The organism is Saprospiraceae bacterium, from assembly GCA_016713025.1.
GTDB lineage: Bacteria > Bacteroidota > Bacteroidia > Chitinophagales > Saprospiraceae > OLB9.
Window position 1 is genome coordinate 122,989 of sequence record JADJPZ010000004.1, and the last position, 22,660, is coordinate 145,648.

Consider the following 22,660-nt stretch of genomic DNA (forward strand, 5'->3'; position numbering starts at 1 on the left):
ACTTCCTGGCCTTTTTTAATTTATTAAAATTTCTAAAGCTTTAAATTTTTGGGTACCAAATGAGAAATTTATTAACCAAATCCCCTTTCCCAATCTCCATGTCATCAAACTTGAATAAACCAAATGATGTGACTCGATGAGTTTTCCTGACTGATCAGAAATCTTCATAATGACTAGTCCTTTGTAATCCTAAATATCGATGTAAAAAGTCCTTTTAAAGGATTGGGATAGATATTGACAGTGTAGGTTTTTTCCAGTAAAGCTGGAAAAGTATTGCAATAACATCGTTCAACGAGTGATGGGTCAAAAACAAATGGATTTACATTGGATTGGATGCGGGCGATGGTCATGGATCGTTTGATTTCTGTGGAGTCTGCTTTGTCCGATCGATGCCAACGGCAGAGATCGGGGAGCATAGAAGTGAAAAAGGTTTTGCTCTTTTTATCAGCTTCAGATTGGTAGAAAGTGTAAAAGTAAAATATAGACCTGGCAATGTCTCCTTTTTGAAATTCAATCGGTTCAAAAGCATTAGATTTGGATTCAGAGTACTGGTGAATTTGTGTTCTGGGTATTGTAGTCAAAACTTTGTCTTTATGGATCCAGTATTTGGTTTGATCATCAGGAATATCTGCAAATGGGGTATTTCGTCGAAGTGTATTGATGCTGGCTTTGGTAGGAACCAGGTGATGCAGATCACCTAGTGCCGGAAGCGATGCTGCTCCAAATGACCTGGGAAATAAGTGTTCGGTTTGGATGCCCAGTTTAGCTGTCAGAGACAAGACTTTGCGTTTGTCGGTGATTGGGATTTTGTACCCGGAATAAAAACATTCTATGGAATCTTGTTCCAGGAATATTTCGGTATAGAGTTTGGTCCTGGCTTCGTCGTATTTTAGGATATTTTTGGGGGTGTAGTATCTTTTTAGTTCGGTGATTAGGGAATCTTCTTTTAGGCCGGGGAAGATGATTTCCTGGCAATTTAAGGGGAAGGAAGAGAATAAGATTAAGGTTGAGAATAGAAATTTGAGTTTCATTTTAATTAGTTTCGATGATTTAAATGATTTGTATTCCAATTGATTTTTGCCTCGTGCCGGCAGGGCAGATACTTTTTGCATTGCCAAAAAAGTATCCAAAAACGCTAGTTCAAAAAAAGGCGATTGCGAAGCATCGTTCATTCCCAAATCAAAATGCTTTTTCTATCGCACATTGTGAGGATTTTATGTGATATTGTGCCAAATGCGATAGACGCACTTTTGATTCTTCACTCACTATCGCTTGTTTTTTGAACAGTAAGAAGTATCCTACAATAAGAGCGCTACTGAAGTAGAGAGCTAAAGCAGCTGCTCTGGACACACACCTTTCTGTATGCGAAAAAAATTAACCAAAACTCAATCAATGATGTGAAACAATTTAATGGTGGTTCACTAAAAGTGGCCGCTGCCAGGGCAGCGACCACATAACCCAAAACAATGTGAACCATGCATCTTATTTTCTTTTATCGGTAGATGTGGATTTGTATTCTATCCAATTGCACATCTCACGCAGGCGGCTCCGTACGCGTTCGCCGTAACATTTTTCTATATGTGGCGCAGAAAGATTGCTGGTGAAATGTGTCAACACTTTGCGATTGATGAAAAGCTCGTAACGCATCAGGATGATCTGGCCAAGGACATTGGTAGTGGTGCCGTAATGTTTGACTTCGTCCTCTGCACCAAGATCATCAAAACAATACGACTGTTGGATCGTATTCCTGTCAATATAGTCTACATAATTGCGCCCGTACAGCATGAGTACATTGGAACCTTGTTCCATATATTCCAAAGAAAGTTGCTGACATGACTTTATTTTAAATCTTTCGTTCAGGTCCATCAATCTTCTCAAAAGCTTTATATGTACGGTTTTTCCAACACCTGTTTTTCCGGAAAGAAAAAGGCCTTTATTGAGATCAATGGAAATCAAGTTTAACAAGATGACCAAAAAAACGATATGAAATTCTGACATTTATCAATATTCACCTATCAAAACAGAATAACATTTTGTGAATATTTCTATTTTTCTTGGTGATATTGGAAACCTTTCGATCGCCGCCCCCTAGTGCGAGTGTCCCGTGTAGTTTTTTGTCTTTTTCTAAAATTTTTAATTTTTTGCTGTAGTTAAGTAGTATGTAGTATATAGTAGTATATGTCTTTATTTGGTACTGCGACGAGTTTTCGACGAGTTCTCATTACGGTACGCACCTGACTGCGAATCAGTACGCACCTGACCGTAAAAAGAACTCCATATCCTATTTTGAGAACTCATCGTGGACTGCTGTTTTGGTATCAAAATATGGCAAAATGTGTGATTGGAATTTTGCTCAAAATATTAACTTTTTTGGCATCATTTTTAGCGGTTTAAAAAGGCAAAAATAAATTTTGCGGTACGCTCAAAATGGTTTAAATTGTATGAAATTACATGTTCCCAGAGATTCCCCTAATTACATATAAAGATATGTTTTATTTATAATCAATTGAATAAAAGTGATATATAGAGAAAATCTTATTTTGCGGCCGACCCGTCCAGTCCGCAAAACATAACGCCAAATAGAAGTAAAATTCTGTTTGGCGTTTGTTTTTCAAGGAGTTATGAAAGGAACAAACTCTAAATCTCACCAAATTATATATGAATTATTTGCTACCAAAATGAGACCAAGTACTAGTTAAAATGTAATGATAGATAGCGAATGATCAAGTTTATACAAAATATAGGGGAATACTTCTCATCCAATTACTTTGATGAAGCCTTTACGTCCAAGGTACCATGATCATCCGGGTTTACCAAAAATTAGATGTACACTCCGTCATAGAGGCTATTTCAAAGGTGTTTTCGAAGAAATAAATGCAATGCCAATAAAACCCCAAATTGTGGGGAAAGAAAATCATGATAGTTTAGAATATAAGTTTTAAATAAGAAATCTTTATTCTTTAATCATTTTGCCAAATACTCGGCATTACTCACGAATTATAACGGGATACTTAAAATGACGGAATCGTTTTGGGACATTGGAAGAAACGAAATTCCTAGTGATTTCAGAAATTTAGAAAACAGAATGTTTTGGTTCTAGGTTAATAGTAAAAATTTTAACATGGTACTGAAATTTGAAAAATTCTACTAAATGATGCATAAAAGCAAAGCAAAAATATTTTAAAATTTTAAAAATCGAAAATTTGTTGTAATGTTGCTTTTAAAAATCATAAAAATGAAAAAATCAGGTTTTATACCGCTAGAGTATAAAAAACCATCAGAAGAATTATTGATCCAATATACCAGCGATTTTTACCGAAAAATGAAATCGAGAAGATCAGTCCGACATTTTTCAGATAAAGTTGTTCCTGATGAAGTGATCCAAAATATCATCATGACTGCAGCTTCTGCGCCATCCGGAGCACATAAACAGCCATGGACATTTTGTGTCATTAAGGATCCTGATATCAAAGCTAAAATCAGAGTTGCAGCCGAGAAGGAAGAATATGAAAACTATCACGGTCGCATGTCTGACGAATGGCTTAAGGATTTGGAAAAGTTTGAAACCGACTGGAAAAAGGAGTTTCTGACCACTGCACCTTGTCTGATAGTGATCTTCAGAAAGGCCTATGACCAGGAAGACGATGGGTCAAAATCCAAAAACTACTATGTGTCAGAATCAGTAGGTATCGCTGCCGGATTTTTGATAGCTGCTATTCATATGGCAGGTTTGGTGACCTTGACCCATACGCCCAGTCCGATGAATTTTTTGCAGGAATTATTGGGAAGGCCTGAAAATGAAAAACCATTTTTGTTGCTGCCTGTTGGCTTTCCGGCTGATGGTGTCTTCGTTCCTGATATCAACAGGAAGAAAATAAACGAAGTTTTGGTGAGGTATTAGAGAAATATGTAAAACAATTGGTACAATTTAGTGTTTCAAAATCATTATATCAAAAATTAAAATTTTAGAATATGGCTTTTACACTTCCTGCTTTAGGATACAATTACGATGCACTTGAACCCCATTTTGATGCGAGAACGATGGAAATTCATCATACGAAACATCATCAGGCATATATCACCAATCTAAATAATGCCATTGCTGGCACAGCCCTGGAAAATCAGGACCTTGATACAATGCTTAAAGGACTGGATATGAACAATATGCCTGTGAGAAACAATGGAGGTGGACACTGGAATCATTCGCTTTTTTGGGAAACTTTAAATCCCGAAAACAGAGGTAGGCTTTCTGGTCCGTTGGCTGATGCCATAGATGCAGCTTATGGAAGCAAGGAGACTTTTATTGAGAAGTTTGCAGCTGCTGCCATGACGAGATTCGGATCTGGCTGGGCATGGTTGTGCGCACATCCTGGCGGACATGTAGAAATATGCAGTAGTGCAAATCAGGACAATCCTTTGATGCCAGGTATCGGTTGCGGAGGTACACCGATCCTTGGACTAGATGTATGGGAACATGCATACTATCTGAACTATCAAAACCGTAGGGTAGATTATGTTGCAGCTTTCTGGAATGTGGTCAACTGGAATGTTGTAGAGAGAAAGTACAACAATGAGATAAAGTAAATAGCTAAAGGAATCTTGCTTTTTTGTAACCCGTCGTCCGTCATAGCTTTAGAGCTACGATATCGTATCAGTAGGCATCTTGTCTAAAACTGTACAAAATAGCGATCAACAACAAGGCTGGGTGGAAGGCATTTGATATATTATATTAACGGGCCGCTACACTGAAATTTGGCACAAAGGAGCTGTTTTCACAAAGAGAACGGCTTTTTTCTATTTACACATCAACATTTGAACTGTTGTTTACGTTATACACTAATTGAGAACAGTTTGGTGAATGTAAAAGAAAATTTTTTTAAATTTAATAATCATTTAAATATAATTCAATGAAATCCCTTGTGTCGTCCTTTTTCATACTTTTAGTGTTTCTATCACCACTTTTTGGTCAAAATGGAGAAAACAATACTATTCAGTTTTATGAAATTATGAAGTCCAGAGATGCAGGCAAACCGCTTGAATTAAACGGGTCAGAATTTTTGTATGATGAGTGGATACCAATGAAAATATTTATGGAGGATGGACGTGTTTTTGATGTTGCTCAGGCTAGAATCAATATTTTAGGAGGCTCTATAGATGTAATGCATAAAGGAAGAGAAATGGAATTATTGCTCACCTTTATTGATAAGGTGGAGATCAATCACGAAAGCAGATCGAAAAGTATGATGCCTATTTTCAGAGTAAAAGCTAAGGAACTGCCGGAAAAGGGATTTGTGGAAGTACTTAATGCCGGTGAAGATATTGTCTTGGTGAGATATCATAAATATATCGTAAAAGCAGATCCGAATGCCAAAATTTTGGGCTTGGATCCCAGGCCAAAGGTATTCAATAAGCAAGAAATATATGTTGTCAAAAGTAAAATTGCCTATGAAGTTTCTTCAAAAAGGATCTTAAAAAAAGTGTACAAAAACAAATCCAGGAAAATAGATGAAATATTTGATGCTGAAAATATTGATATAAAAAATCCTTTAGCTTTGGCATCATTGATAGCAAGAGTGAATGTCAAAGATGCGCAAAACTGATTTTTTATACCAAAGAAAGAATTGCACACAAAAATTCAATCTAATGATTATTTATTTAATATATAATGCATTATGATTTGATTTTTTCAAAATATTTTTTGGTCCCTATATGGTATGGTCGACTTTTCTATTTTCCTTTTTCGTATTTGTACAACACAGGTGCTATTTTTGCAAATGATGTCTCACTAAGTGTATAAAAAGTCTTTGAATCTGACGCCCATGCTATGGATTCTCCTTGAGGTTCTATAAAGTATGGAGGTAGATACGGTGTTGTTAATAAAGCTTCATCAATCTTTTGATTAGTTGACAAACTAAAGTAATATATTTTCTCGTAATCTTTGATTATCATTGCACTACGATCCCTCGCTATATCACCGCCAACTATATATTTGTATGGCAATTCTGCCAATTTTGTAGCTACAATACTTCCACTTTGATATGGATATGCTATTTTTGTAAATTCCTACTTTTTGTTCTCTTTTAGTAATGATATAAATGTCACCATTTTGGGGATCTACCATAAGCGTCTCTGCATCACGAGGGCCATCCGGATAGGTGTAAGTGATGGTTTTGATCGGGGTGACGATTGTTGGTAAGGATGACTACAATACCTGATATCTCATCCATTTGTGGATCCGATAAAATACCAAGTGTTATAGGATTTGTGTAGTATAAACTATCTTTTACCATTTGATGGTTGACCTCATTTTGTGGCATTCTGTAGCAGCTTGCCAACAGTGAAATAGTAAGTATATACCAAACAGAAAATGTATTTCGAAAATATATAATCATAATTATTTAATTTACAATATAATATGATTTAAATTTTTGCAAAATATTTTCTGTTCACTATAAATCCTAAGAACAAAAACGTTTTCATAAAATGATATTTTGAAGCACAGCCAAAATTTAGATTAATTTTATTAATTTTATATAATGAAAGCCACTAAACATTCTCTTAATGTGGGTTTAAAGAAATAAAAATAAAACATGTGCTAAAATAAAAAAGGTTTCAATGCAGCATTGGAACCTTTTTTATTTTAAACTACTCTTAGGTAGAAATATTAATTGCCTTTGATGATATTAGGTTGGGCAGCAGGAACCGGAACTTCTTCTTTTTTTAGGAAGAACTTCTCCAATTACCTGTAATGTGTGATCACCTGCATTCGTTCTAACGGTAATAGATTTACTAATTCTACCAACTCTGTCAGTAGCATATCTTACTTCAAGACTTGCGCTTTGACCAGGTGCTACCGGTTCGGTTGGCCACTTAGGTACTGTACATCCGCAAGAACTGGTTGCGTTATTGATGATAAGTGGTTCCGTACCTGTGTTCGTAAATTTTACAATTCTTACAGGATCTGAATTGTGCTCTATGGTACCATAATTCACGTCCAGCGATTCAAAAGTCATCTTTGCTTTTGATGAAGGTGCCATAATAAATTCAGGGGCAACCTGTGGCGCAGATGGTGTGGCTGGTTGTACAACCTCCTGTTTTGGAGTTTCTGGAGCACTTTTTTACTGCGTTTTTTGCTTTTGTTTTCTGAGCATTGAGACCGAAAGCAACAAAAACTAATAGGATAAATAAAAGCTGTTTCATGATAATTTTTGTTTTTTATTAATTTAAGGACAAATATAGTGGTAAAAACTGTAATATATGAAAAAGTTTCATTTTCTGCTGTTAAACAACTGTTAAGAACACAATTTAGACCCATGACATGTTTTTTATACTGTATAACTATATCATTTTCAGACTTTTGTTTTGTTTTATGCGGGACGGTCTATCACTCATCATTTCAAACCTCTGTTAGCCAGCAACTTAATGATTCTATCCGCTTTTTGATACCCATTGGTCACCATGTATAACTTACCATCTATTTTTGCAACTAATGCCGGAAAAGACTTGATGCCCATGGATCCGGCAAGGTCAAAATCAGAATATGCATCCATTTTTGCCTGGCCCTGCTTGAATCGTTTGTGAAATTCTTTGGGATCCAGACCCAAACCTGCAGCTATCTGTACATATGTATCGTCGTCATTGGGCAGATTGTTTTGGATGTAAAATGATTCCTGCACAGTTTTAAAATAATCATATTTTATAGCCGGATTCATTTTCCCTGCTAATATGACTGCCCTGCATGCTGGTTCGGTATCGTATGTGATTTCAGATTTTTTAAGGATCGCAAAATTGAATCTCTGACCACTTGTTCTGTGGACCTCTGTCCAGTGTTCATGCAGAAAGTCTCTTAAATCACCCATCTTTTCCGTTCCTCCGGGTCTCAAACCGCCCATGACGATCTCAAACGGAGTCTCGGGAAATGCAAGGATAATCTTGTCTAATTCAGGGCTAAAACCATAACACCAGGAACAGATCGGGTCACCTATAAATGAGTGTATCCTTTTGTTGACCTTTTCCCATATAAAATGAAAACATTAATAACAGACAGAAATTATTTCTCTTCATTAATTTCTAAACATACTCTTGATTAGCAATAAAATACAGAATTTAACCTGTATAAAAACACAATTGGTTGATTTAAAAACAGGTGTCTATTGATAAATCAGATATTTTTGCCTGACTTGCATAAATTTTTCCAATCCTTGTTTCCACGTCGACCTGATTTCTTCTTCACTCTTGCCTGCAAGTATTTGTTTTCTTAACTTATCGCTTCCTGCAAGTTTGTCAATGAAGTTGTTATCAAGAAAAAATTTCTGATTAGCGCTTTCATCTTATTATGATAGTCAATCAGATAACTAAGATTAATTCTTTTGTCTTTGATGATACTTCCAGTAGTAATATTACTCAGATCTGTGCCATAACACTTCTCGCCTTTCAGTGGTGGTTCTTTGGCTCCTTCATTAGGTATTGGAGTGAAAGAAAAGTCTGATTTTAAGAAAGGGTGTCCGATGACCTGAAATTGTTTTTCTGTGCCTCTTCCTAAACTTAAAGTGGTACCTTCAAAAAAACACACAGAAGGATACAATAATATAGATCTCGTATTTGGAAGATTAGGACTGGGTTTTACAGGTAGTTCATAGAATGTGTCATGGGTATAGTTTTTACATTCTATGACAGTCAGATCGCAGATGGCTTTATTGGGCAACCAACCTTCTCCATTGATCATTTTTGCATATTCACCAATAGTCATACCATACACAGTCGGGACTTCATGCATACCTACAAATGATTTGTAGGCAGGATCGAGAATTTCGCCATCAATAAAATACCCGTTTGGATTTGGTCTGTCCAGTACCAACAGAGGCTTTTTAAATTCTGAACAGGCTTCCATTACATAGTGCAATGTGGATATGTAGGTATAAAATCTAACACCTACGTCCTGAATGTCAAAAACGACAATATCCACTTCTTTGAGATCTTCTGCTGATGGTTTTTCTTTTGCCATAGATCGAGATGATAGGAAGGCCAGTCTTGGTATCTTTGGTATCATTGATCACTTCACCTGCATCAGCCTTACCCCTGAATCCATGCTCCGGAGCAAAAATCACGCTGATATTTACACCAAGTTTTAATAAAGTATCGACGAGATGACTTTCTCTGACAATACTTGTCTGATTAACCACCAAAGCTACTTTTTTATTTTGTAAAAGCGGGTGGTAGACTGCAATTCTTTCAGCAGCAGTGATGACAGACATAGTTGCTTCAACTGACGACGTAGTCGGTTGAATTGTAGTTTCTTCTGTAGGTTTGCATGTCATCAGGAAAAAGGTGACAAAAAGAGTAAATGTAAAAATACATAAGATGGTGGGTTTGTGCCTGAAAGACAATTGTTGAGAAAATATAACTATAAAATATTCATTTTCAATGTATTATTTCCTATTGATTTATTAGGGCAACAGTCAATTGGATATTTTATCAACCCAAAAGTAAGGGTTTTAGTATACATTAACGCTAATTTATATACTTCTTAACATTTTTTGGCTCTATATCTGCGTTTTTTACAACAAAATGTAATGGTTATGAGACAAGTATTTTTTGTTTTAAGTATTTTATTGATTTCTTTAAGTATGCATGCTTCTCAGAGCATAAAGGAAGGAAGCTGGTATAATCCTTATCTTCAGAGAAATATTTTATTTCACATCACAGAGATGGTGTTAGGATCAAAGGAATTCATTCGCGTTATGGGTGGACATGGTTTGAAAGATGCGGCAAAAATACCTTTAGGGACAGATACGAAAATACTGTAAAATTCACAGGTAGCAGCAGGATGATATATTTTAAACAAAACAGACGGGCGAGGCTCACATTTTATCCAGTCACTGATAGATATTATGACAGATATGGCGAAAGACCTGGCGGTACGTACAGAAATTACGGTGATGATGATTGGTATTCTGAGCATGATCGAACAGACTACAAATATGAAGAATCCCAAAATGATGTGGAAGGGCGTGGCAGTGCCTTGACTTCAAGAAAACATAGAAATCTCATAAGCCCTGAAGGTACCTGGCAATCTCGGGAACTTAACAGGAATGTGTATATTATTGATACCAGAGACGGACTGAAGGCAAGATTCAGCGATGAACATGACTGGTATATTTTCAAATCTGATGATAAAAACAAAGGTGTTTTTTATAGCGAAAAAGGCCATAGATACGAATACATTGATGAAAACAATATGCTATGGATAGACAGTTCCGGTCAAAGAAAGTATAAGCTGATAAAAATATCTGAAGAGATTAAGTGATCTACATCATACTTAAGTGTTTAAAATTTTTCTAAGTGGTAGGTGTAAATCAGGAGATAAATTAAGGTAAAATCTTCGAATCATTTTGTATATTAAAGCAAATAAAGGTTACCTGAATTGCCGTTACTCAGGGGTATATTTTATTTTGATATATTTAAAATATCTCAAATATGTTTTATGATTGAAAAATATTTAATGGTGACCTTGAATGTTTGACTTGTGAGTATGTTTAAACTTTTATCATTTGGCTCCAAGTAGCAAATTTTATTTTGTCCGACGTTATATTATTCGACGTACCGCGTCAAACTATGCTTGAGCCTCAGGACGCTTCTGTCCCGGTCAAGACATTTTTTTTTAAAAATCGTCTTGACCGGCTATGAAATGGATAATAAGGAAGCATAAAAAAACTCAATATGGTTTTTGGAGTAAACTTAAAAACTAAAAACTATTTACAAAAAAGAAAATTAAATAAGATTAACTGCATTTTACAAATTAGACTATATTTGTGTTAAGGTATTTCTAATTTATTAAATCAAACAATCAAAACTTATGTTACGATCATTGGTGCTGATCTTAATACTTAACTGTGCATTTATTACTACAGGTAAAAGTCAAATTGAAACCGATACTATTAAAACACCTATTTTTGGAATAAAAAATTGCTTTACTAACGAGATTTCTGAAAATAAAAGACATCCGGATGCCATTCCTTTTAAAAGGGCTTCCAGAGGTGGCTTTAGGTCAGGTACATGGAATGTAAATGATGGATATGGCACATCATGTACCCATGATTGTGTCATCACAAGCGCAGCGCCATGCAGCAAGTACCGAATACCAGTTGTATTTACAGTAAGTACTCAACCTGGTTGCGGCGTTTCTACCCCCTACACAATCCAATATTGATGCTCAAATAGCGATCACCAATGACTATATGAACTGTATAGGCGTGCCTATTGAATTTTACAAATCTACTACTTATTCTAATCACCCTACGACAGGAGACTTATCTACAAGGTATCAAAATATTGGCTGTACTTATTCAGCAAGTGTATTGAACAATGTACCCAATGTACTCAATATTTATATATTTGCAAATACTTCCTATGGAACAGGGGCAAATGGATGGGCCTACTTACCTACTGGTACAAATGCTCAAAATGTAGTCGTCATGTCAAGAGCAGCATTCAATACATTTACCTATCCCTATCCCAGTGGATATATCGATTGTGGTAATCCTTCATTGGGTCTTAGTATAGTATTGATTCATGAATTTGGGCATATATTAGGATTGCATCACACCCACAATGAAGCTAATGCAACCTCGAATGCCCTAATATGTCCAACGGCTGTGTTGCGGGAGATTACATTAAGGATACTGATGCAGACCCTGGATTGTTTAATGCATGTGCAAATGGTAGTGGATGCAATAAATCACCCAATAATTGTACTTCTCCCTGTGGTACACCATACCCAACTGATATCAACTCAGAGTCCAATATAATGTCTTATAATAATGGATTTGATTGTAGAAACACATTGACTCCATGTCAGAAAGCAAAGATGATGGATGCCTTACTTTGTGTCAGAGGACCTCAGATGCGATAGGAATGTGGAAGTAGAATTTGTCAATGGCATATCAGATACATATAAAGAAATCTGTTTGGGTGGTAGCGCACCTGCATTTACAGCCACATCTAGTTGTTATAATTGGTATGCTAATTTAGGCTCCACTTCCCCATTGACTGTTGGATCAGCAACATTTACTCCGACGATTGGTACTGGGCCCGGACAATTAAATAATTTAGTGCCAGGGGAATATTTCTGGTATCTGGGAGATCGAAATGAAATCAACTCCAATTGCCGGACAAAACTGACCATAAAAGTAAATGCTAATATTGGTACAGCTACAGCCAATGGGTTGTCTGCTTTTGTTTCAAACACATGTACAATGTCCGCAAATGCCAATCTTACAACTACAGCATCAGCCTTACTGAACAACGATATCATAGGTTGGTGGATCACGGAAGGTCAGCCCATCACATCAACAGTCACAAATGATGCAACTTTGGTCAGTGCTCTATCTTCAGCCACCATAAACGGATCCATCTCCAACCCCGTAAACCACCTGATCCAATCCACAGCAGGTACTCCATTGAAAAAATTTGACATTACCTTTCAATTGTGGATCATTGAACAAAGAAAAAAAACTATTTTGCCACCTGTTCTTGCTAAATATGCGGCGGCTATTCCAGATGAAGTTTTTAATTGTACCACAAAACCAAGTCTTTGTGGAAATTCTGTAGAGTTAATTTTGGATGTGGATATGCGAGTGGTGGATTATTTAATACAGGGGCTGTATCAGGCACTCCTTCAATCCCTGTCAATCCTCCTACTTACACTATCGCTATTTCAAACATCGTATATCCATCTAATTGTACTGCAAACAATATGTTGGTCGATGTAGAAATGCACAATACTGCTAGCATTGGCTTGTTTTTACCCGGTAATGTTACATCATATACCCTGACTCAAAATAATTTCCCTGGTTACAATCCGCCAACGGTTTTTTGATATTGCTTTACGACCAAGCCACAGGTTCTTGTTGCGGTGGTAGCCCTGCTGTAGTAAGTTTTACCGTAAATATTACTATCACTTATCCAGGGTTGCCTGCTATTGCTTTTCCATCCATTTCATCATATAAAAGTTGTAAATTTGGAAATGCATTCCCTTTTAAATTATGCTAGTTCTTGCTTACCTTCTGCTGAGATTTTGCAGACAAAGAAGTGATATGTCCTTCCACCACTGTAAATCTATCTTCGTCTCCGGCAATAAATTACTCTTACTTGTGGAGTAATAAGCGTCACCACCCAAAATCAAGATGTAACGCCATTGCTTACAACTTCATATACTGTCACAGTAAGTCACAATGTTGTCAATTGCAGCTCTCAAGCTACCAAGTCGATTTATGTCGAGTCCAGGCAATACAGTAACCAATCCTGCAAATGACGGTGCCGGTACTTTACGAAGTATTTTAGCGTGTATCTCAGATGGGGGCACGATAGATTTTCCCCAATTATAAACTTGACGAATCTTTGGAAGTCAATAAAATATAAGTTTGCAAGATGATCCCATCAATTCATCAATTATAGGAATTAACTCATCATCTAATTACGGTCTAAGTGTAAATGTTAACAAAACTGTTACATTAAAAAGATGTCATTAGAATTTAACGGGAACGGCTTTGCCTTCTCTTAAAAATGATGGAGTACTAAATCTGGATCATTCAGAAATCAAAAGTACAAATGATCCCGTCATCCAAAATAATGGTCAATTGAACATCATAGGAAATAAAATATCTTTGATAAAAACCTTTGATTGGACATTACGATGTTGTAAAGAATGGTAAAGAATCAAATTCTTTAGTAATAAAATGGTGCTACTTTGTCACCTTCAAAATCTAAGTCAATTGCGCTTTCATCAAATAAGCGGCCGGAAACCTGATAGCTTTTCATATTTAAAGACAAATGTATGAGTGAATTTGAATTCACAACTGTTGGGTCAACCCAACAGTTTCCAATCAATCGGAAAGTCCGTTTAATTTTGACAAGTAGAATTAGGACGATTAAGATGTCTTTTATACCATTAATAAACCAAATCTTTGAAGCGAAATAACATCAATCATAATGGGAGGATGTGCTGAAATAATAATGTTATCAAATCCAAAGGGATTACAGCTGAGAGATCTTTGACTGGGCTAGGACACCAAGGGAAAGATTAAATGTTGAGGTACCGTCTGCCTGATAAACACAGAATAACTAGATCCAAGGCACATATTCAGACCACCTGAACCTATACTGCTTTGAAGCAGGATAAATTAATTAAATTTAATCATGCTCTAAAAAGTTATTTCCTGGCAGCCATGGAAGCACCAACAATTCCGGCATCGTTCAACAATGATGCCGTATCTGCTCTGAACTTTTGTGTTAAGGGAATTTACCACGTATTGATCAAAGTTTTTACTCACTCCACCAACTAGAGAATGAGGTCCGGACTTAAAAAGCAGATCCCAGATGATTGAGGTACACATCAAGTTCTTTTGCCCTTTTTCTCCAACTGAGATGATGAAATTCCCGCGCTATACTGCCGTATTTTCAAAGATTGCCATTTTTGTGTTTCAAGTAGTGACCCAATTCGTGTTTGCAAAAGCAACTGCCCGTTATGGGGAGAACAATGCCGGAGCCTACCACCAGTACCCAAGGTCAAAAAGACCACACTAAACCTTTTACCCCTTTTCCTTTTCCTATGTCATTTCAGCGATTCCGGCAGCATCTGCATCATTGACGTAGTGACATCACATCCATAACGCCCACTCGCTAAAAGCGCTGTCCACCGGATAGTTTATAAACTAGCTGTCTATGTTGCTGGCTGTGAGCGAAACGCCATTTTAATGACTGCGGGAAATCGATTCCAACTTTTTTCCTTGCCATTTGAAATGATCTACAGCTGTTTTCATACATTCAATGATGGCATCCCGGGGGTGCTGGAGTTAGTGTTTTTTTAATTTTAAGCTTTTCGCCGGTCAACTCACCTGTTTCAATTTTTACAGTATTAATACGGTTCAGTACGCCAACGTCTATACCTAATACTTCCATGATTATCTTATTTTTTTAAATGGTTCGGTGATTCATATATTTACTTAATTATATATTAATTTTGATGTTTTGTTACATCACTAACAGGACGGTCATTTTGGTCAGTTTTGACATCTGCAATACTATCAATAATTTCAAAACCTTCAATAACCTGACCGAAAACGGTATATTCCCGATCAACTGAGGCGCGCTCCTTTTTGTATCATCGGGTCTCTGGCTGAGGAGTATATTTTATTTTTTTGTGCTTCATATCCATCAAGTACTTGTTCCGGCGCGAGCCTTCCCTGGACTATGTAAAATTGCGATCCTGAAGATGATTGGAAGGATTCATCGTCGCCGATTCAGGCGGCTGCCACTGCCCCTTTGATATGAAAGATGCTATCTGATATTTCAGCTTTGACGGTGTATCCGGGTCACCGCCACCTAATCTTTGTCCTGCTTCTGCATTTTTGATCGGCCTGTACCATAAAGCCCTTGATCACCCCTATGAAATAGTATCCATCATAGTATCCACTTTCTGCCAGTTTGATAAAATTGTCCCTATGCTCGTGGTGGCGTTATACAATTTTATGACCATGCCGAGGTAGTCTGAATTTCTGCCAGACATTCATGAGGTGGAAATACGTACAAAACCATTATCTTTTGGAGGTCTTTTTATTTTTTTAGCTTCAAGTATTACTTCATATCTTCCGGAATGTATATATCTATTGACCGGTTTGCCAATGCAGAGAAATTCCCGTCTCCGAAATGACATAAATACTCTTCCGCGTCTGATGATTGATTGATGAATTTGACCTGAAAGAAGGAGCAAGGTCCGATTTTTTTCAAATGTAAATGCGGCCTTAGGCCCACTACAGGAATAAGTGAAAATAATAAAAATAAAAATAACTTGAATGACTCTGACACAAGGAGTAGTTTTAAAACAATTTATTTATAAATCTTCATTTTGTCTTTGAGCGGACGATCCTGATGATCTGTGTCTACAGAAGTAATTTTGTCCACAACATCAAGCCCATTGACTACCTCACCGAAAACTGTATAATCTCCATCCAACATAGGAGTACCACCCAATTTTTATATTTTTCACGTTGAGCCGGTGTATATTTAAAACCCTTGGTTTTCCATGACATTCAGTTCCTGATCGGTAACAGGGTGATCCATGGACAATAAAAAACTGTGATCCCGAAGACTCTTTCTGAGATTGACAGCATCACCTTGTCTTGCAGCAGAAATCATACCTTTGAAGTGTGGTATTGCTATCTCAGCCGGGATAGTATATCCAGGACCACCAGAACCAAGTGGTTGCCCCGGTGATGCATTTTTGAGTCAGGATCACCTCCCTGGATCATAAATCCACTCATTACTCTGTGAAATAATAAACCGTCATAATATCCTTCACTCACCAGTTTGCTGAAGTTTTCCTGATGTTTGGGTGTTGATTTGAAAACCCTGATACCAATCTTACCCGAATCAGTCTCTATTGTATATGATGTGTCTGATTTACGATATGATCGTCATAACTGTGAAAATCAATAAAAATATCCTTACCATAATTTATTTAGTTTTCTGTAAAAGTATGTAAATGATTATAATTATTAAAATACTCAATGATCTTTCCAACCAAATAAGCTTCCTGCTCATTGATACCTTTAAGACTAAAAGGCATCTTCTCTTTCCAATGAGCCATCCGTCCTGATCTCTGCCTTCAAATTCAAAATAACCTTCACTCTCCAGCAAGGTACAGACTGCAATGTGCATCAGATCCCTTTTTCTTCTTTTGTAAATTTTGATTTTGGTATCCTGCCTAATTCCTGTACACCGATGAGAAACAATATCGTCTGGAGATCTGGTAAAGTGTCTTTTTTTAAGGCATTTTTTACAATGGTCCTGACTCTTAAAAATTCAAAATCTCTTTCCCAAAATTCCATGAATTGAATATGTTTTATAAAGCCTGCAAATATAAGAAAGAATAAGGTATCAATGTATTCTGTCTCCTCTTAATTCTCTTTTTTCATGATTTCAGCTTCAAATTCCACCATTTCCTGCCATCTTTTTTTGACTTTCTCTTCAGGAGCATACATTTTTGCCAAATCAAGAAATGTCCTGTAATGACCCGCCTCCGACACCATAAACTCATGGTAAAGTCTTTTAGCTTATCATCAGAAATGTAATGACAATAATCTGAATCGTTCACAACTCCTCCTTATCAATCATTGCAGAAATGAGGAGCTTGTCCATCAGTCTGTCTTCTTCTCTCCTCCTTTACGTTGGAATTTCATGAGCTCCGTCACATAATTATCAATTCGGTTTTACCGAAAGCATACCCTCTCGACTTAAGTTCTTTCAGTACTTTTCTGAAATGCCCCCATTCTTCTGCGACTATTGGCGTGATTTCTTCCACTAGTTCGGTACGATCAGGAAACTGTATGATCAGGGAAATACAAGTAGATGCCGCCTTTTGCTCACAATAGGCATGATCTGTCAGTATCTCATCTATACTTTTTCGGCAATATTTACCCAATAAGGGTCTGTAGCTAATTTTAATCCAAGCATGATCTTCGAATAAGCATTAAATATTCAGTTAAAACATACCTTAATTTATCACTCGTTTTGATACAAGAAAGTTGCTTCATGATGACATCTATATTGTAGATCACATAAGACTCAAAACCTGATGTCCACATAATGCCGATAGTATCCACAGGAACTTCACTGAGTGCTTTTACATCACTGTCTTTGAGTAGAAAATCAATTTTATAGATCACACTACCTGTATAATTTTCTACTTCTCCATATGAAGTTTCAAGACTATAAATGTCAATTTTTTACCTGATATAAGTGAGATTCGCATCAATGCTTCATATGGAATATGACCATAATTTTTTGATGCATCTTTTGAAATTAGTTTTGAAATAATCTCAGTTTAGTTATATTTTTTTCTGTAATAATTGCTACATCCGTTTCCATCAACTCTTTGTCCTTAAAATAGCTTTTCAATTTTTCAGGGGTGTAGCTAAATAGATATTCTTTTTTCAACTCCAATGTTCTGTTTTTTCCTTCAGTTACGTCTTTGTTAATGATACAATCCGCTGGAATTGGCTTTGATTTTTTAATAGTAATACCTTCAGGAGATGGTGCCTTTACCTCTGTATTTGCTGCCTGCAATATTAAATTTGATTCTTCTGGAATATTCAATTCCTTCATAATGATATTCATGTTCTTTAAGATAATTTTCATATTCTTGTAACCTTAGTTTTTTTGACTTCTTCCACTTTTAGGGAAGCCGAATTGTAGTTGGATTCAGCAAGTTTGATAACTTTTTCTGACCGTTTTAAGTTCTTTTTCAAATTGTCTTTGCTCCAGTTTATTCTTCAGTCTTTTGGACTGCGAAATTTTCATTTTTTATGATCTTTCTCTTTATTGGAGTGAGTCTAAGACCATAAATGCCAAAACTTCTTTTAATTCAATTGCTTTATGACAGATCTGAGTATACGGACAAGAAAAAAACATAACTACTTACAACCTTGCACGTATGAATATGCTCTTGCATGGGATGAAAGACACCGAGTTTGAGATATTTCACGGAGACACTTTGGAAAATAGTTGGTCATTGCTTAATGAAATGAATCCAAGCAAGAAAACAGAATTTGATGCTATTGTAGCCAATCCGCCTTTTAGTTTGCGATGGGAACCAAACGATACACTGGCAGAAGATTTCCGTTTTAAAAGTTATGGCTTAGCACCTAAATCAGCAGCAGACTTTGCTTTTCTCTTACACGGTTTTCACTTCTTAGGCAAAGAGGGAACAATGGCTATTATTTTACCGCACGGAGTTTTATTTCGCGGTGGTGCAGAAGAACGAATCAGAACCAAGCTATTAAAAGACAATCACATCGACACAGTCATTGGTTTGCCTTCAAATTTATTCTACTCAACTGGTATTCCAGTTTCTATTTTGGTTTTGAAGAAATGTAAAAAGCACGATGATGTTTTATTTATTAACGCATCAGAACATTACAAACAAGGCAAACGACAAAACACATTAAGAGAAGGAGAAAACGGAGAGCCAAACGATATTCGAAAAATAGTTGAGACATACCAATACCGACCAGACCATATTGAAAGATATGCTCGTAGAGTTTCAATGGACGAAATTGAAAAGAATGGCTACAATCTGAACATTTCAAGGTATGTCAGCACAACAGCAGACGAAGTACAAATTGACTTGAAAGATGTAAATGATAAACTGACTTCAATAAATGAAAGCATAAAAGCAAACACAGACAAGCACAATGAATATTTAAAAGAATTAGGACTGAAACCTATTTAATGCCAACGCTATACGCCATTTTCATAACATCATGCAGACTGCGTGCCGTTTTTAGAGAAAGCCAAAATAACATTTATAATCAAGAAATTAGTAATTGTGCAATTTGTTATACACACAAATTGATCATCCCCAAATAGTGGCAAATTAATTTTATTATTTTATCATTGTGCCTTGAAGTTTGTTAGATTTAGATTTTTACAAAGATTTTAGGATTTTCTTGATTGATGGGAAATCCCTTGACTTACGATAATTGAAAAAACACACTCTCGAAAGCAACAAAAAATAATAAACCAATTCAAAATGACAAAAATATATTATTCGGACTTTGGAAGACTGAAGATATGGGACTAAATTGGAGAAATATATCTGATGGCTTTTTTAAAACCGGATCTGTCGGAGCTGTTGCTGTAGCAGAAAGTGACCCTAATATCGTGTATGTAGGGATGGGCGAACATGCAGTACGCGGTGTGATGACTCACCATGGAGACGGGATGTACAAGTCAACAGATGCTGGCAAAACATGGAAACACATAGGTCTTGAAAATACTCAACATATTTCCAGAGTGGTCATACATCCCAAAAATCCTGACATCCTATTTGTAGCAGCACAAGGTGCACTATATGGACCATCAAAAGATAGGGGAATCTATAAATCTACTGATGGTGGAACAACTTGGAAAAATGTGCTTTACAATGATGAAAAAACAGGATGTGTCGAGTTGTCCATGGATATGAATAACCCATTGATACTATATGCAGCTATGTGGGAACATGGCCGGCTTCCATGGAAGGTCATCAGCGGTGGACCGGGTAGCGGACTTTATAAATCGCAAGATGGTGGGATCACATGGAATAAAATTCATGAAGGATTACCTGCTGAGCTTGGTAAAATGGCTATTGCAGTCTGCCGTTCTGATTCCGACAAGGTGTATGCTCTTATAGAAAGTGACTCAGAGAAGGGGCTCGGAGGCTTGTTTTTATCTGAAAATGGGGGTAAATCATGGTCCAGAGTATCTTCAGACAATCGTTTGATACAAAGAGCCTGGTATTACATTGAACTATTTGTGGATCCAAAGGATGAAAATACAGTGTATGTCCTGAGTGCACCCGCCTTAAGATCTATTGATGGCGGAAAGACATGGACCAACCTTGATGGACCACATGGGGATTATCATGATTTATGGATCAATCCTGACAATCCTAAAAATATGATCATTGCTGATGATGGCGGCGCATCCGTAAGTTTTAATTTTGGTAAATCATGGTCATTGCAAAACAATATGCCGACAGCACAACTTTACAGGATTAATGTGGACAATCAGTTTCCTTACAGGATTTATGCTGGTCAGCAGGACAATACTTCCTTGGTGATATCAAGCAGAGAGCTGGGGAGTGGCGGAATCACTAATACGAGTTGGTCTGCATCTGCCGGTGGTGAGAGTGCTTTTCTTGCATTCAATCCCGATGATCCGCGTTACGTTTTGGGTGGCAGTTACCTCGGCACCATAGAAGTCCTGGATACAAAAGCAAAAGCAGGAACCAATATCATGGCTGCTCCCATCCAATACTTGGCCCGCGAAACCAAAGACATGAAGTACCGATTTAACTGGAATGCTCCGATTATTTGGTCCAAACATGAACCCGATACATATTATCACGGAGCTCAATTTTTACTTCGTACACGTGATGTGGGTAAATCGTGGACTGAAGTCTCTCATGATCTTACAAGAAATGAAAAAGAAAAACAAGGAAAAGGAGGCGGACCCTACACCAATGAAGCAGTAGGCGCCGAAAACTACGGTACGTTGAGTTATGTCCTCGAATCGCCACATGAAAAAGGTGTCATATGGACAGGGAGTGATGATGGATTGGTATATATTACAAAAGATGGCGGAAAAAACTGGCAAAATGTGACACCTACCGGATTGCAGGAATGTCTCATCAACGCCATAGAAGTATCACCTCATGATCCGGCTACCGCATATATTGCCACCACCAGGTATAAGTTTAATGATCATACACCAGGCTTATACAAAACCAAGGACTACGGCAAAACGTGGACGAATATCAGCTACGGAATACCGAAGAATGCCTTTACAAGAGTTGTCAGAGAAGATGAAACCCGTAAAGATTTGCTTTTTGCAGGCACAGAGACTGGTCTATATATTTCGTGGAATGGAGGTAAAGAATGGTCTCCATTCCAGCTGAATCTGCCGGTAACTCCCATAACAGATTTAAAGGTGCATCAGGGAAATCTTATTGCTGCTACTTCAGGGAGATCATTCTGGATACTTGATGACTTATTTTTATTAAATCAATATAAAACAGATACGACAAATCTGACTTTGTTCCAACCGGCACCTGCTATGCTGGTAAATGGGTACAGCGAGTTGGATGGCGTCAATCCTGAGTTTGACGGCAACAATCCATTCAGAGGAGTCAATCCTGCGACGGGCTCAGTTTTGTATTATTATTTACCGGAGTTGAAACCAGATGAACATATCACAATAGAAATTCTTGACAGTCAGGGCAATACAGTCCGAAGTTTATCTTCCAGGGCAGATTCTACTTTTTTACAGTATGATGGCGGACCCCAAGCAGAACCCGTACTTCCGAAGAATAAAGGTCTGAACAGGTTTGTATGGAACCTGAGACATGCCACCATTCCGGGTGTACCCTATGTGTATATTGAGAGCAGTTTCAGAGGTCACAAGGCCATTCCCGGTACTTATTCTGTCGTCCTGAAATACGGCCAGATGTCAAAAAGTACTTCATTACAAATAACACCCAATCCGCTTTACGCTATCGATCCGGCAACCTATCTGGAATATGACCGCCTCATGACCAAGATGGAAAATGAAGTAAGGATCATGCATCAGATGACCAATACTCTGAATAATAAAAGACTCCAGATAGAGAAGATGCTTGATATTCTCAACAAAGATCAAAAATTTATTAATGTCGCCACTACAGGAAATGCATTAGTGACTAAAATGAAAGCATGGGATGAGGATATGGTGCAGCGTAAATCCAAGGCCTATGATGATGTGGAAAACTTTCCTAATAAATTTACTGCCAATTATCTTTTTATGCTGAATCATACCGAAAGCGATTTGCCCCGAATAAACCAACCAACACTGGACCGCAAAAAGGAACTCGATAGCGAATGGGAGGCATTAAAATCAAGAGCAAATGAATTTCTGGGCAAAAGCCTGCCGATGTTTAACCAACAGCTTTGGGAAGCAGGAGTGGGTGCTGTATGGGAAAAATAAAATAGTCCGATGATAAAAAAAAGCAGTCTTGGTCGGTGTATTTATTTTCATGGTCGGAATATATTTTTATCCGTCTACAAAATATTCTTTTTCTGAGATT

At 37.0% G+C, this 22,660-nt stretch carries 22 protein-coding genes and 6 pseudogenes; 13 read left to right on the plus strand and 15 right to left on the minus strand.

Features of this window, described 5'->3' with window-relative positions; all coding sequences use genetic code 11:
• Positions 1-173 precede the first annotated feature (173 nt).
• Entirely contained in the window at positions 174-1,031 is an 858-nt protein-coding gene (locus IPK35_07035; GenBank protein ID MBK8053017.1) for an endonuclease, read from the minus strand.
• A 451-nt stretch (positions 1,032-1,482) separates the two neighbouring features.
• Positions 1,483-1,998, minus strand: coding sequence for an ATPase (locus tag IPK35_07040; GenBank protein MBK8053018.1), 516 nt, complete (start codon positions 1,996-1,998; stop codon positions 1,483-1,485).
• Positions 1,999-3,235: 1,237 nt separating this feature from the next.
• Between IPK35_07040 and IPK35_07045 the strand changes: the two genes are divergently transcribed.
• The 3 genes from IPK35_07045 (at position 3,236) to IPK35_07055 (ending at position 5,600) form a co-directional block, all read left to right on the plus strand.
• Complete coding sequence (locus tag IPK35_07045) at positions 3,236-3,901, plus strand: nitroreductase family protein (protein MBK8053019.1); 666 nt, start codon at positions 3,236-3,238, stop codon at positions 3,899-3,901.
• 71 nt (positions 3,902-3,972) lie between these two features.
• A complete protein-coding gene (locus IPK35_07050) occupies positions 3,973-4,584 on the plus strand; it encodes a superoxide dismutase (protein MBK8053020.1) in 612 nt (203 codons plus the stop codon).
• A gap of 323 nt (positions 4,585-4,907) precedes the next feature.
• Positions 4,908-5,600, plus strand: a complete 693-nt coding sequence (locus tag IPK35_07055) for a hypothetical protein (GenBank protein ID MBK8053021.1) — start codon at positions 4,908-4,910, stop codon at positions 5,598-5,600.
• A 127-nt stretch (positions 5,601-5,727) separates the two neighbouring features.
• On the opposite strand, the gene IPK35_07060 is transcribed toward IPK35_07055, so the two are convergent.
• The 6 genes and pseudogenes from IPK35_07060 to IPK35_07085 all read right to left on the minus strand — a co-directional run bounded on the left by IPK35_07060 (position 5,728) and on the right by IPK35_07085 (position 9,317).
• Complete coding sequence (locus IPK35_07060) at positions 5,728-6,000, minus strand: hypothetical protein (GenBank protein MBK8053022.1); 273 nt, start codon at positions 5,998-6,000, stop codon at positions 5,728-5,730.
• A 134-nt stretch (positions 6,001-6,134) separates the two neighbouring features.
• Complete coding sequence (locus IPK35_07065; protein ID MBK8053023.1) at positions 6,135-6,392, minus strand: hypothetical protein; 258 nt, start codon at positions 6,390-6,392, stop codon at positions 6,135-6,137.
• A gap of 291 nt (positions 6,393-6,683) precedes the next feature.
• A complete protein-coding gene (locus IPK35_07070; GenBank protein MBK8053024.1) occupies positions 6,684-7,037 on the minus strand; it encodes a DUF1573 domain-containing protein in 354 nt (117 codons plus the stop codon).
• Positions 7,038-7,044: 7 nt separating this feature from the next.
• The gene (locus tag IPK35_07075; GenBank protein MBK8053025.1) at positions 7,045-7,200 is read right to left on the minus strand and encodes a hypothetical protein; all 156 of its coding nucleotides are present in this window, start codon (positions 7,198-7,200) and stop codon (positions 7,045-7,047) included.
• Between the two features lie 191 nt (positions 7,201-7,391).
• Complete coding sequence (locus IPK35_07080; GenBank protein MBK8053026.1) at positions 7,392-8,021, minus strand: DsbA family protein; 630 nt, start codon at positions 8,019-8,021, stop codon at positions 7,392-7,394.
• A gap of 129 nt (positions 8,022-8,150) precedes the next feature.
• Positions 8,151-9,317: pseudogene (locus tag IPK35_07085) on the minus strand (DUF1343 domain-containing protein).
• A gap of 261 nt (positions 9,318-9,578) precedes the next feature.
• Here IPK35_07085 and IPK35_07090 point away from each other — a divergent pair.
• The 8 genes from IPK35_07090 to IPK35_07125 all read left to right on the plus strand — a co-directional run bounded on the left by IPK35_07090 (position 9,579) and on the right by IPK35_07125 (position 14,342).
• Positions 9,579-9,806, plus strand: coding sequence for a hypothetical protein (locus tag IPK35_07090; GenBank protein MBK8053027.1), 228 nt, complete (start codon positions 9,579-9,581; stop codon positions 9,804-9,806).
• 20 nt (positions 9,807-9,826) lie between these two features.
• Complete coding sequence (locus tag IPK35_07095) at positions 9,827-10,306, plus strand: hypothetical protein (protein MBK8053028.1); 480 nt, start codon at positions 9,827-9,829, stop codon at positions 10,304-10,306.
• A 549-nt stretch (positions 10,307-10,855) separates the two neighbouring features.
• Positions 10,856-11,209, plus strand: coding sequence for a hypothetical protein (locus IPK35_07100; protein MBK8053029.1), 354 nt, complete (start codon positions 10,856-10,858; stop codon positions 11,207-11,209).
• A gap of 28 nt (positions 11,210-11,237) precedes the next feature.
• Positions 11,238-11,807: a hypothetical protein gene (locus tag IPK35_07105; protein ID MBK8053030.1), complete on the plus strand. Its 570-nt coding sequence runs from the start codon at positions 11,238-11,240 to the stop codon at positions 11,805-11,807.
• 66 nt (positions 11,808-11,873) lie between these two features.
• Complete coding sequence (locus IPK35_07110; protein ID MBK8053031.1) at positions 11,874-12,770, plus strand: hypothetical protein; 897 nt, start codon at positions 11,874-11,876, stop codon at positions 12,768-12,770.
• A 462-nt stretch (positions 12,771-13,232) separates the two neighbouring features.
• Positions 13,233-13,385 carry a hypothetical protein gene (locus tag IPK35_07115; GenBank protein ID MBK8053032.1) on the plus strand — a complete coding sequence of 51 codons (153 nt, stop codon included), beginning with the start codon at positions 13,233-13,235 and terminating at the stop codon, positions 13,383-13,385.
• A 162-nt stretch (positions 13,386-13,547) separates the two neighbouring features.
• Positions 13,548-13,712 (plus strand): hypothetical protein, encoded by a 165-nt coding sequence (locus IPK35_07120; GenBank protein MBK8053033.1) that lies wholly within the window; start codon positions 13,548-13,550, stop codon positions 13,710-13,712.
• Between the two features lie 453 nt (positions 13,713-14,165).
• Entirely contained in the window at positions 14,166-14,342 is a 177-nt protein-coding gene (locus tag IPK35_07125) for a hypothetical protein (GenBank protein MBK8053034.1), read from the plus strand.
• Positions 14,343-15,013: 671 nt separating this feature from the next.
• Here IPK35_07125 and IPK35_07130 read toward each other — a convergent pair.
• From IPK35_07130 to IPK35_07160, 7 genes and pseudogenes are all read right to left on the minus strand, one after another.
• Positions 15,014-15,145, minus strand: a pseudogene (locus IPK35_07130) (peptidylprolyl isomerase).
• Positions 15,146-15,371: 226 nt separating this feature from the next.
• Entirely contained in the window at positions 15,372-15,488 is a 117-nt protein-coding gene (locus tag IPK35_07135; GenBank protein ID MBK8053035.1) for a peptidylprolyl isomerase, read from the minus strand.
• A 397-nt stretch (positions 15,489-15,885) separates the two neighbouring features.
• Positions 15,886-16,439 (minus strand): annotated as a pseudogene (locus IPK35_07140) (peptidylprolyl isomerase).
• Between the two features lie 77 nt (positions 16,440-16,516).
• A pseudogene (locus IPK35_07145) lies at positions 16,517-16,886 on the minus strand (hypothetical protein).
• Between the two features lie 49 nt (positions 16,887-16,935).
• A pseudogene (locus tag IPK35_07150) lies at positions 16,936-17,511 on the minus strand (tRNA-(ms[2]io[6]A)-hydroxylase).
• Positions 17,499-17,723 (minus strand): hypothetical protein, encoded by a 225-nt coding sequence (locus tag IPK35_07155; GenBank protein MBK8053036.1) that lies wholly within the window; start codon positions 17,721-17,723, stop codon positions 17,499-17,501. The pseudogene IPK35_07150 and the gene IPK35_07155 overlap by 13 nt, the downstream one beginning before the upstream one ends.
• Before the next feature lie 136 nt (positions 17,724-17,859).
• The gene (locus IPK35_07160) at positions 17,860-18,162 is read right to left on the minus strand and encodes a hypothetical protein (GenBank protein ID MBK8053037.1); all 303 of its coding nucleotides are present in this window, start codon (positions 18,160-18,162) and stop codon (positions 17,860-17,862) included.
• Positions 18,163-18,445: 283 nt separating this feature from the next.
• On the opposite strand from IPK35_07160, the pseudogene IPK35_07165 reads away from it, so the two are divergent.
• Positions 18,446-19,288 (plus strand): annotated as a pseudogene (locus IPK35_07165) (N-6 DNA methylase).
• A gap of 341 nt (positions 19,289-19,629) precedes the next feature.
• Positions 19,630-22,560 (plus strand): glycosyl hydrolase, encoded by a 2,931-nt coding sequence (locus IPK35_07170; protein ID MBK8053038.1) that lies wholly within the window; start codon positions 19,630-19,632, stop codon positions 22,558-22,560.
• Positions 22,561-22,660 lie beyond the last annotated feature (100 nt).

What these genes read in the sequence shown, in the direction of transcription:
- IPK35_07035 (MBK8053017.1), bottom strand. Translation starts at nt 1,031, where the DNA reads ATGAAACTCAAATTTCTATTCTCAACCTTAATCTTATTCTCTTCCTTC.
- IPK35_07040 (MBK8053018.1), bottom strand. Translation starts at nt 1,998, where the DNA reads ATGTCAGAATTTCATATCGTTTTTTTGGTCATCTTGTTAAACTTGATT.
- IPK35_07045 (MBK8053019.1), top strand. Translation starts at nt 3,236, where the DNA reads ATGAAAAAATCAGGTTTTATACCGCTAGAGTATAAAAAACCATCAGAA.
- IPK35_07050 (MBK8053020.1), top strand. Translation starts at nt 3,973, where the DNA reads ATGGCTTTTACACTTCCTGCTTTAGGATACAATTACGATGCACTTGAA.
- IPK35_07055 (MBK8053021.1), top strand. Translation starts at nt 4,908, where the DNA reads ATGAAATCCCTTGTGTCGTCCTTTTTCATACTTTTAGTGTTTCTATCA.
- IPK35_07065 (MBK8053023.1), bottom strand. Translation starts at nt 6,392, where the DNA reads ATGATTATATATTTTCGAAATACATTTTCTGTTTGGTATATACTTACT.
- IPK35_07070 (MBK8053024.1), bottom strand. Translation starts at nt 7,037, where the DNA reads ATGGCACCTTCATCAAAAGCAAAGATGACTTTTGAATCGCTGGACGTG.
- IPK35_07075 (MBK8053025.1), bottom strand. Translation starts at nt 7,200, where the DNA reads ATGAAACAGCTTTTATTTATCCTATTAGTTTTTGTTGCTTTCGGTCTC.
- IPK35_07090 (MBK8053027.1), top strand. Translation starts at nt 9,579, where the DNA reads ATGAGACAAGTATTTTTTGTTTTAAGTATTTTATTGATTTCTTTAAGT.
- IPK35_07095 (MBK8053028.1), top strand. Translation starts at nt 9,827, where the DNA reads ATGATATATTTTAAACAAAACAGACGGGCGAGGCTCACATTTTATCCA.
- IPK35_07100 (MBK8053029.1), top strand. Translation starts at nt 10,856, where the DNA reads ATGTTACGATCATTGGTGCTGATCTTAATACTTAACTGTGCATTTATT.
- IPK35_07105 (MBK8053030.1), top strand. Translation starts at nt 11,238, where the DNA reads ATGAACTGTATAGGCGTGCCTATTGAATTTTACAAATCTACTACTTAT.
- IPK35_07110 (MBK8053031.1), top strand. Translation starts at nt 11,874, where the DNA reads ATGCCTTACTTTGTGTCAGAGGACCTCAGATGCGATAGGAATGTGGAA.
- IPK35_07115 (MBK8053032.1), top strand. Translation starts at nt 13,233, where the DNA reads ATGTTGTCAATTGCAGCTCTCAAGCTACCAAGTCGATTTATGTCGAGT.
- IPK35_07160 (MBK8053037.1), bottom strand. Translation starts at nt 18,162, where the DNA reads ATGAAGGAATTGAATATTCCAGAAGAATCAAATTTAATATTGCAGGCA.
- IPK35_07170 (MBK8053038.1), top strand. Translation starts at nt 19,630, where the DNA reads ATGGGACTAAATTGGAGAAATATATCTGATGGCTTTTTTAAAACCGGA.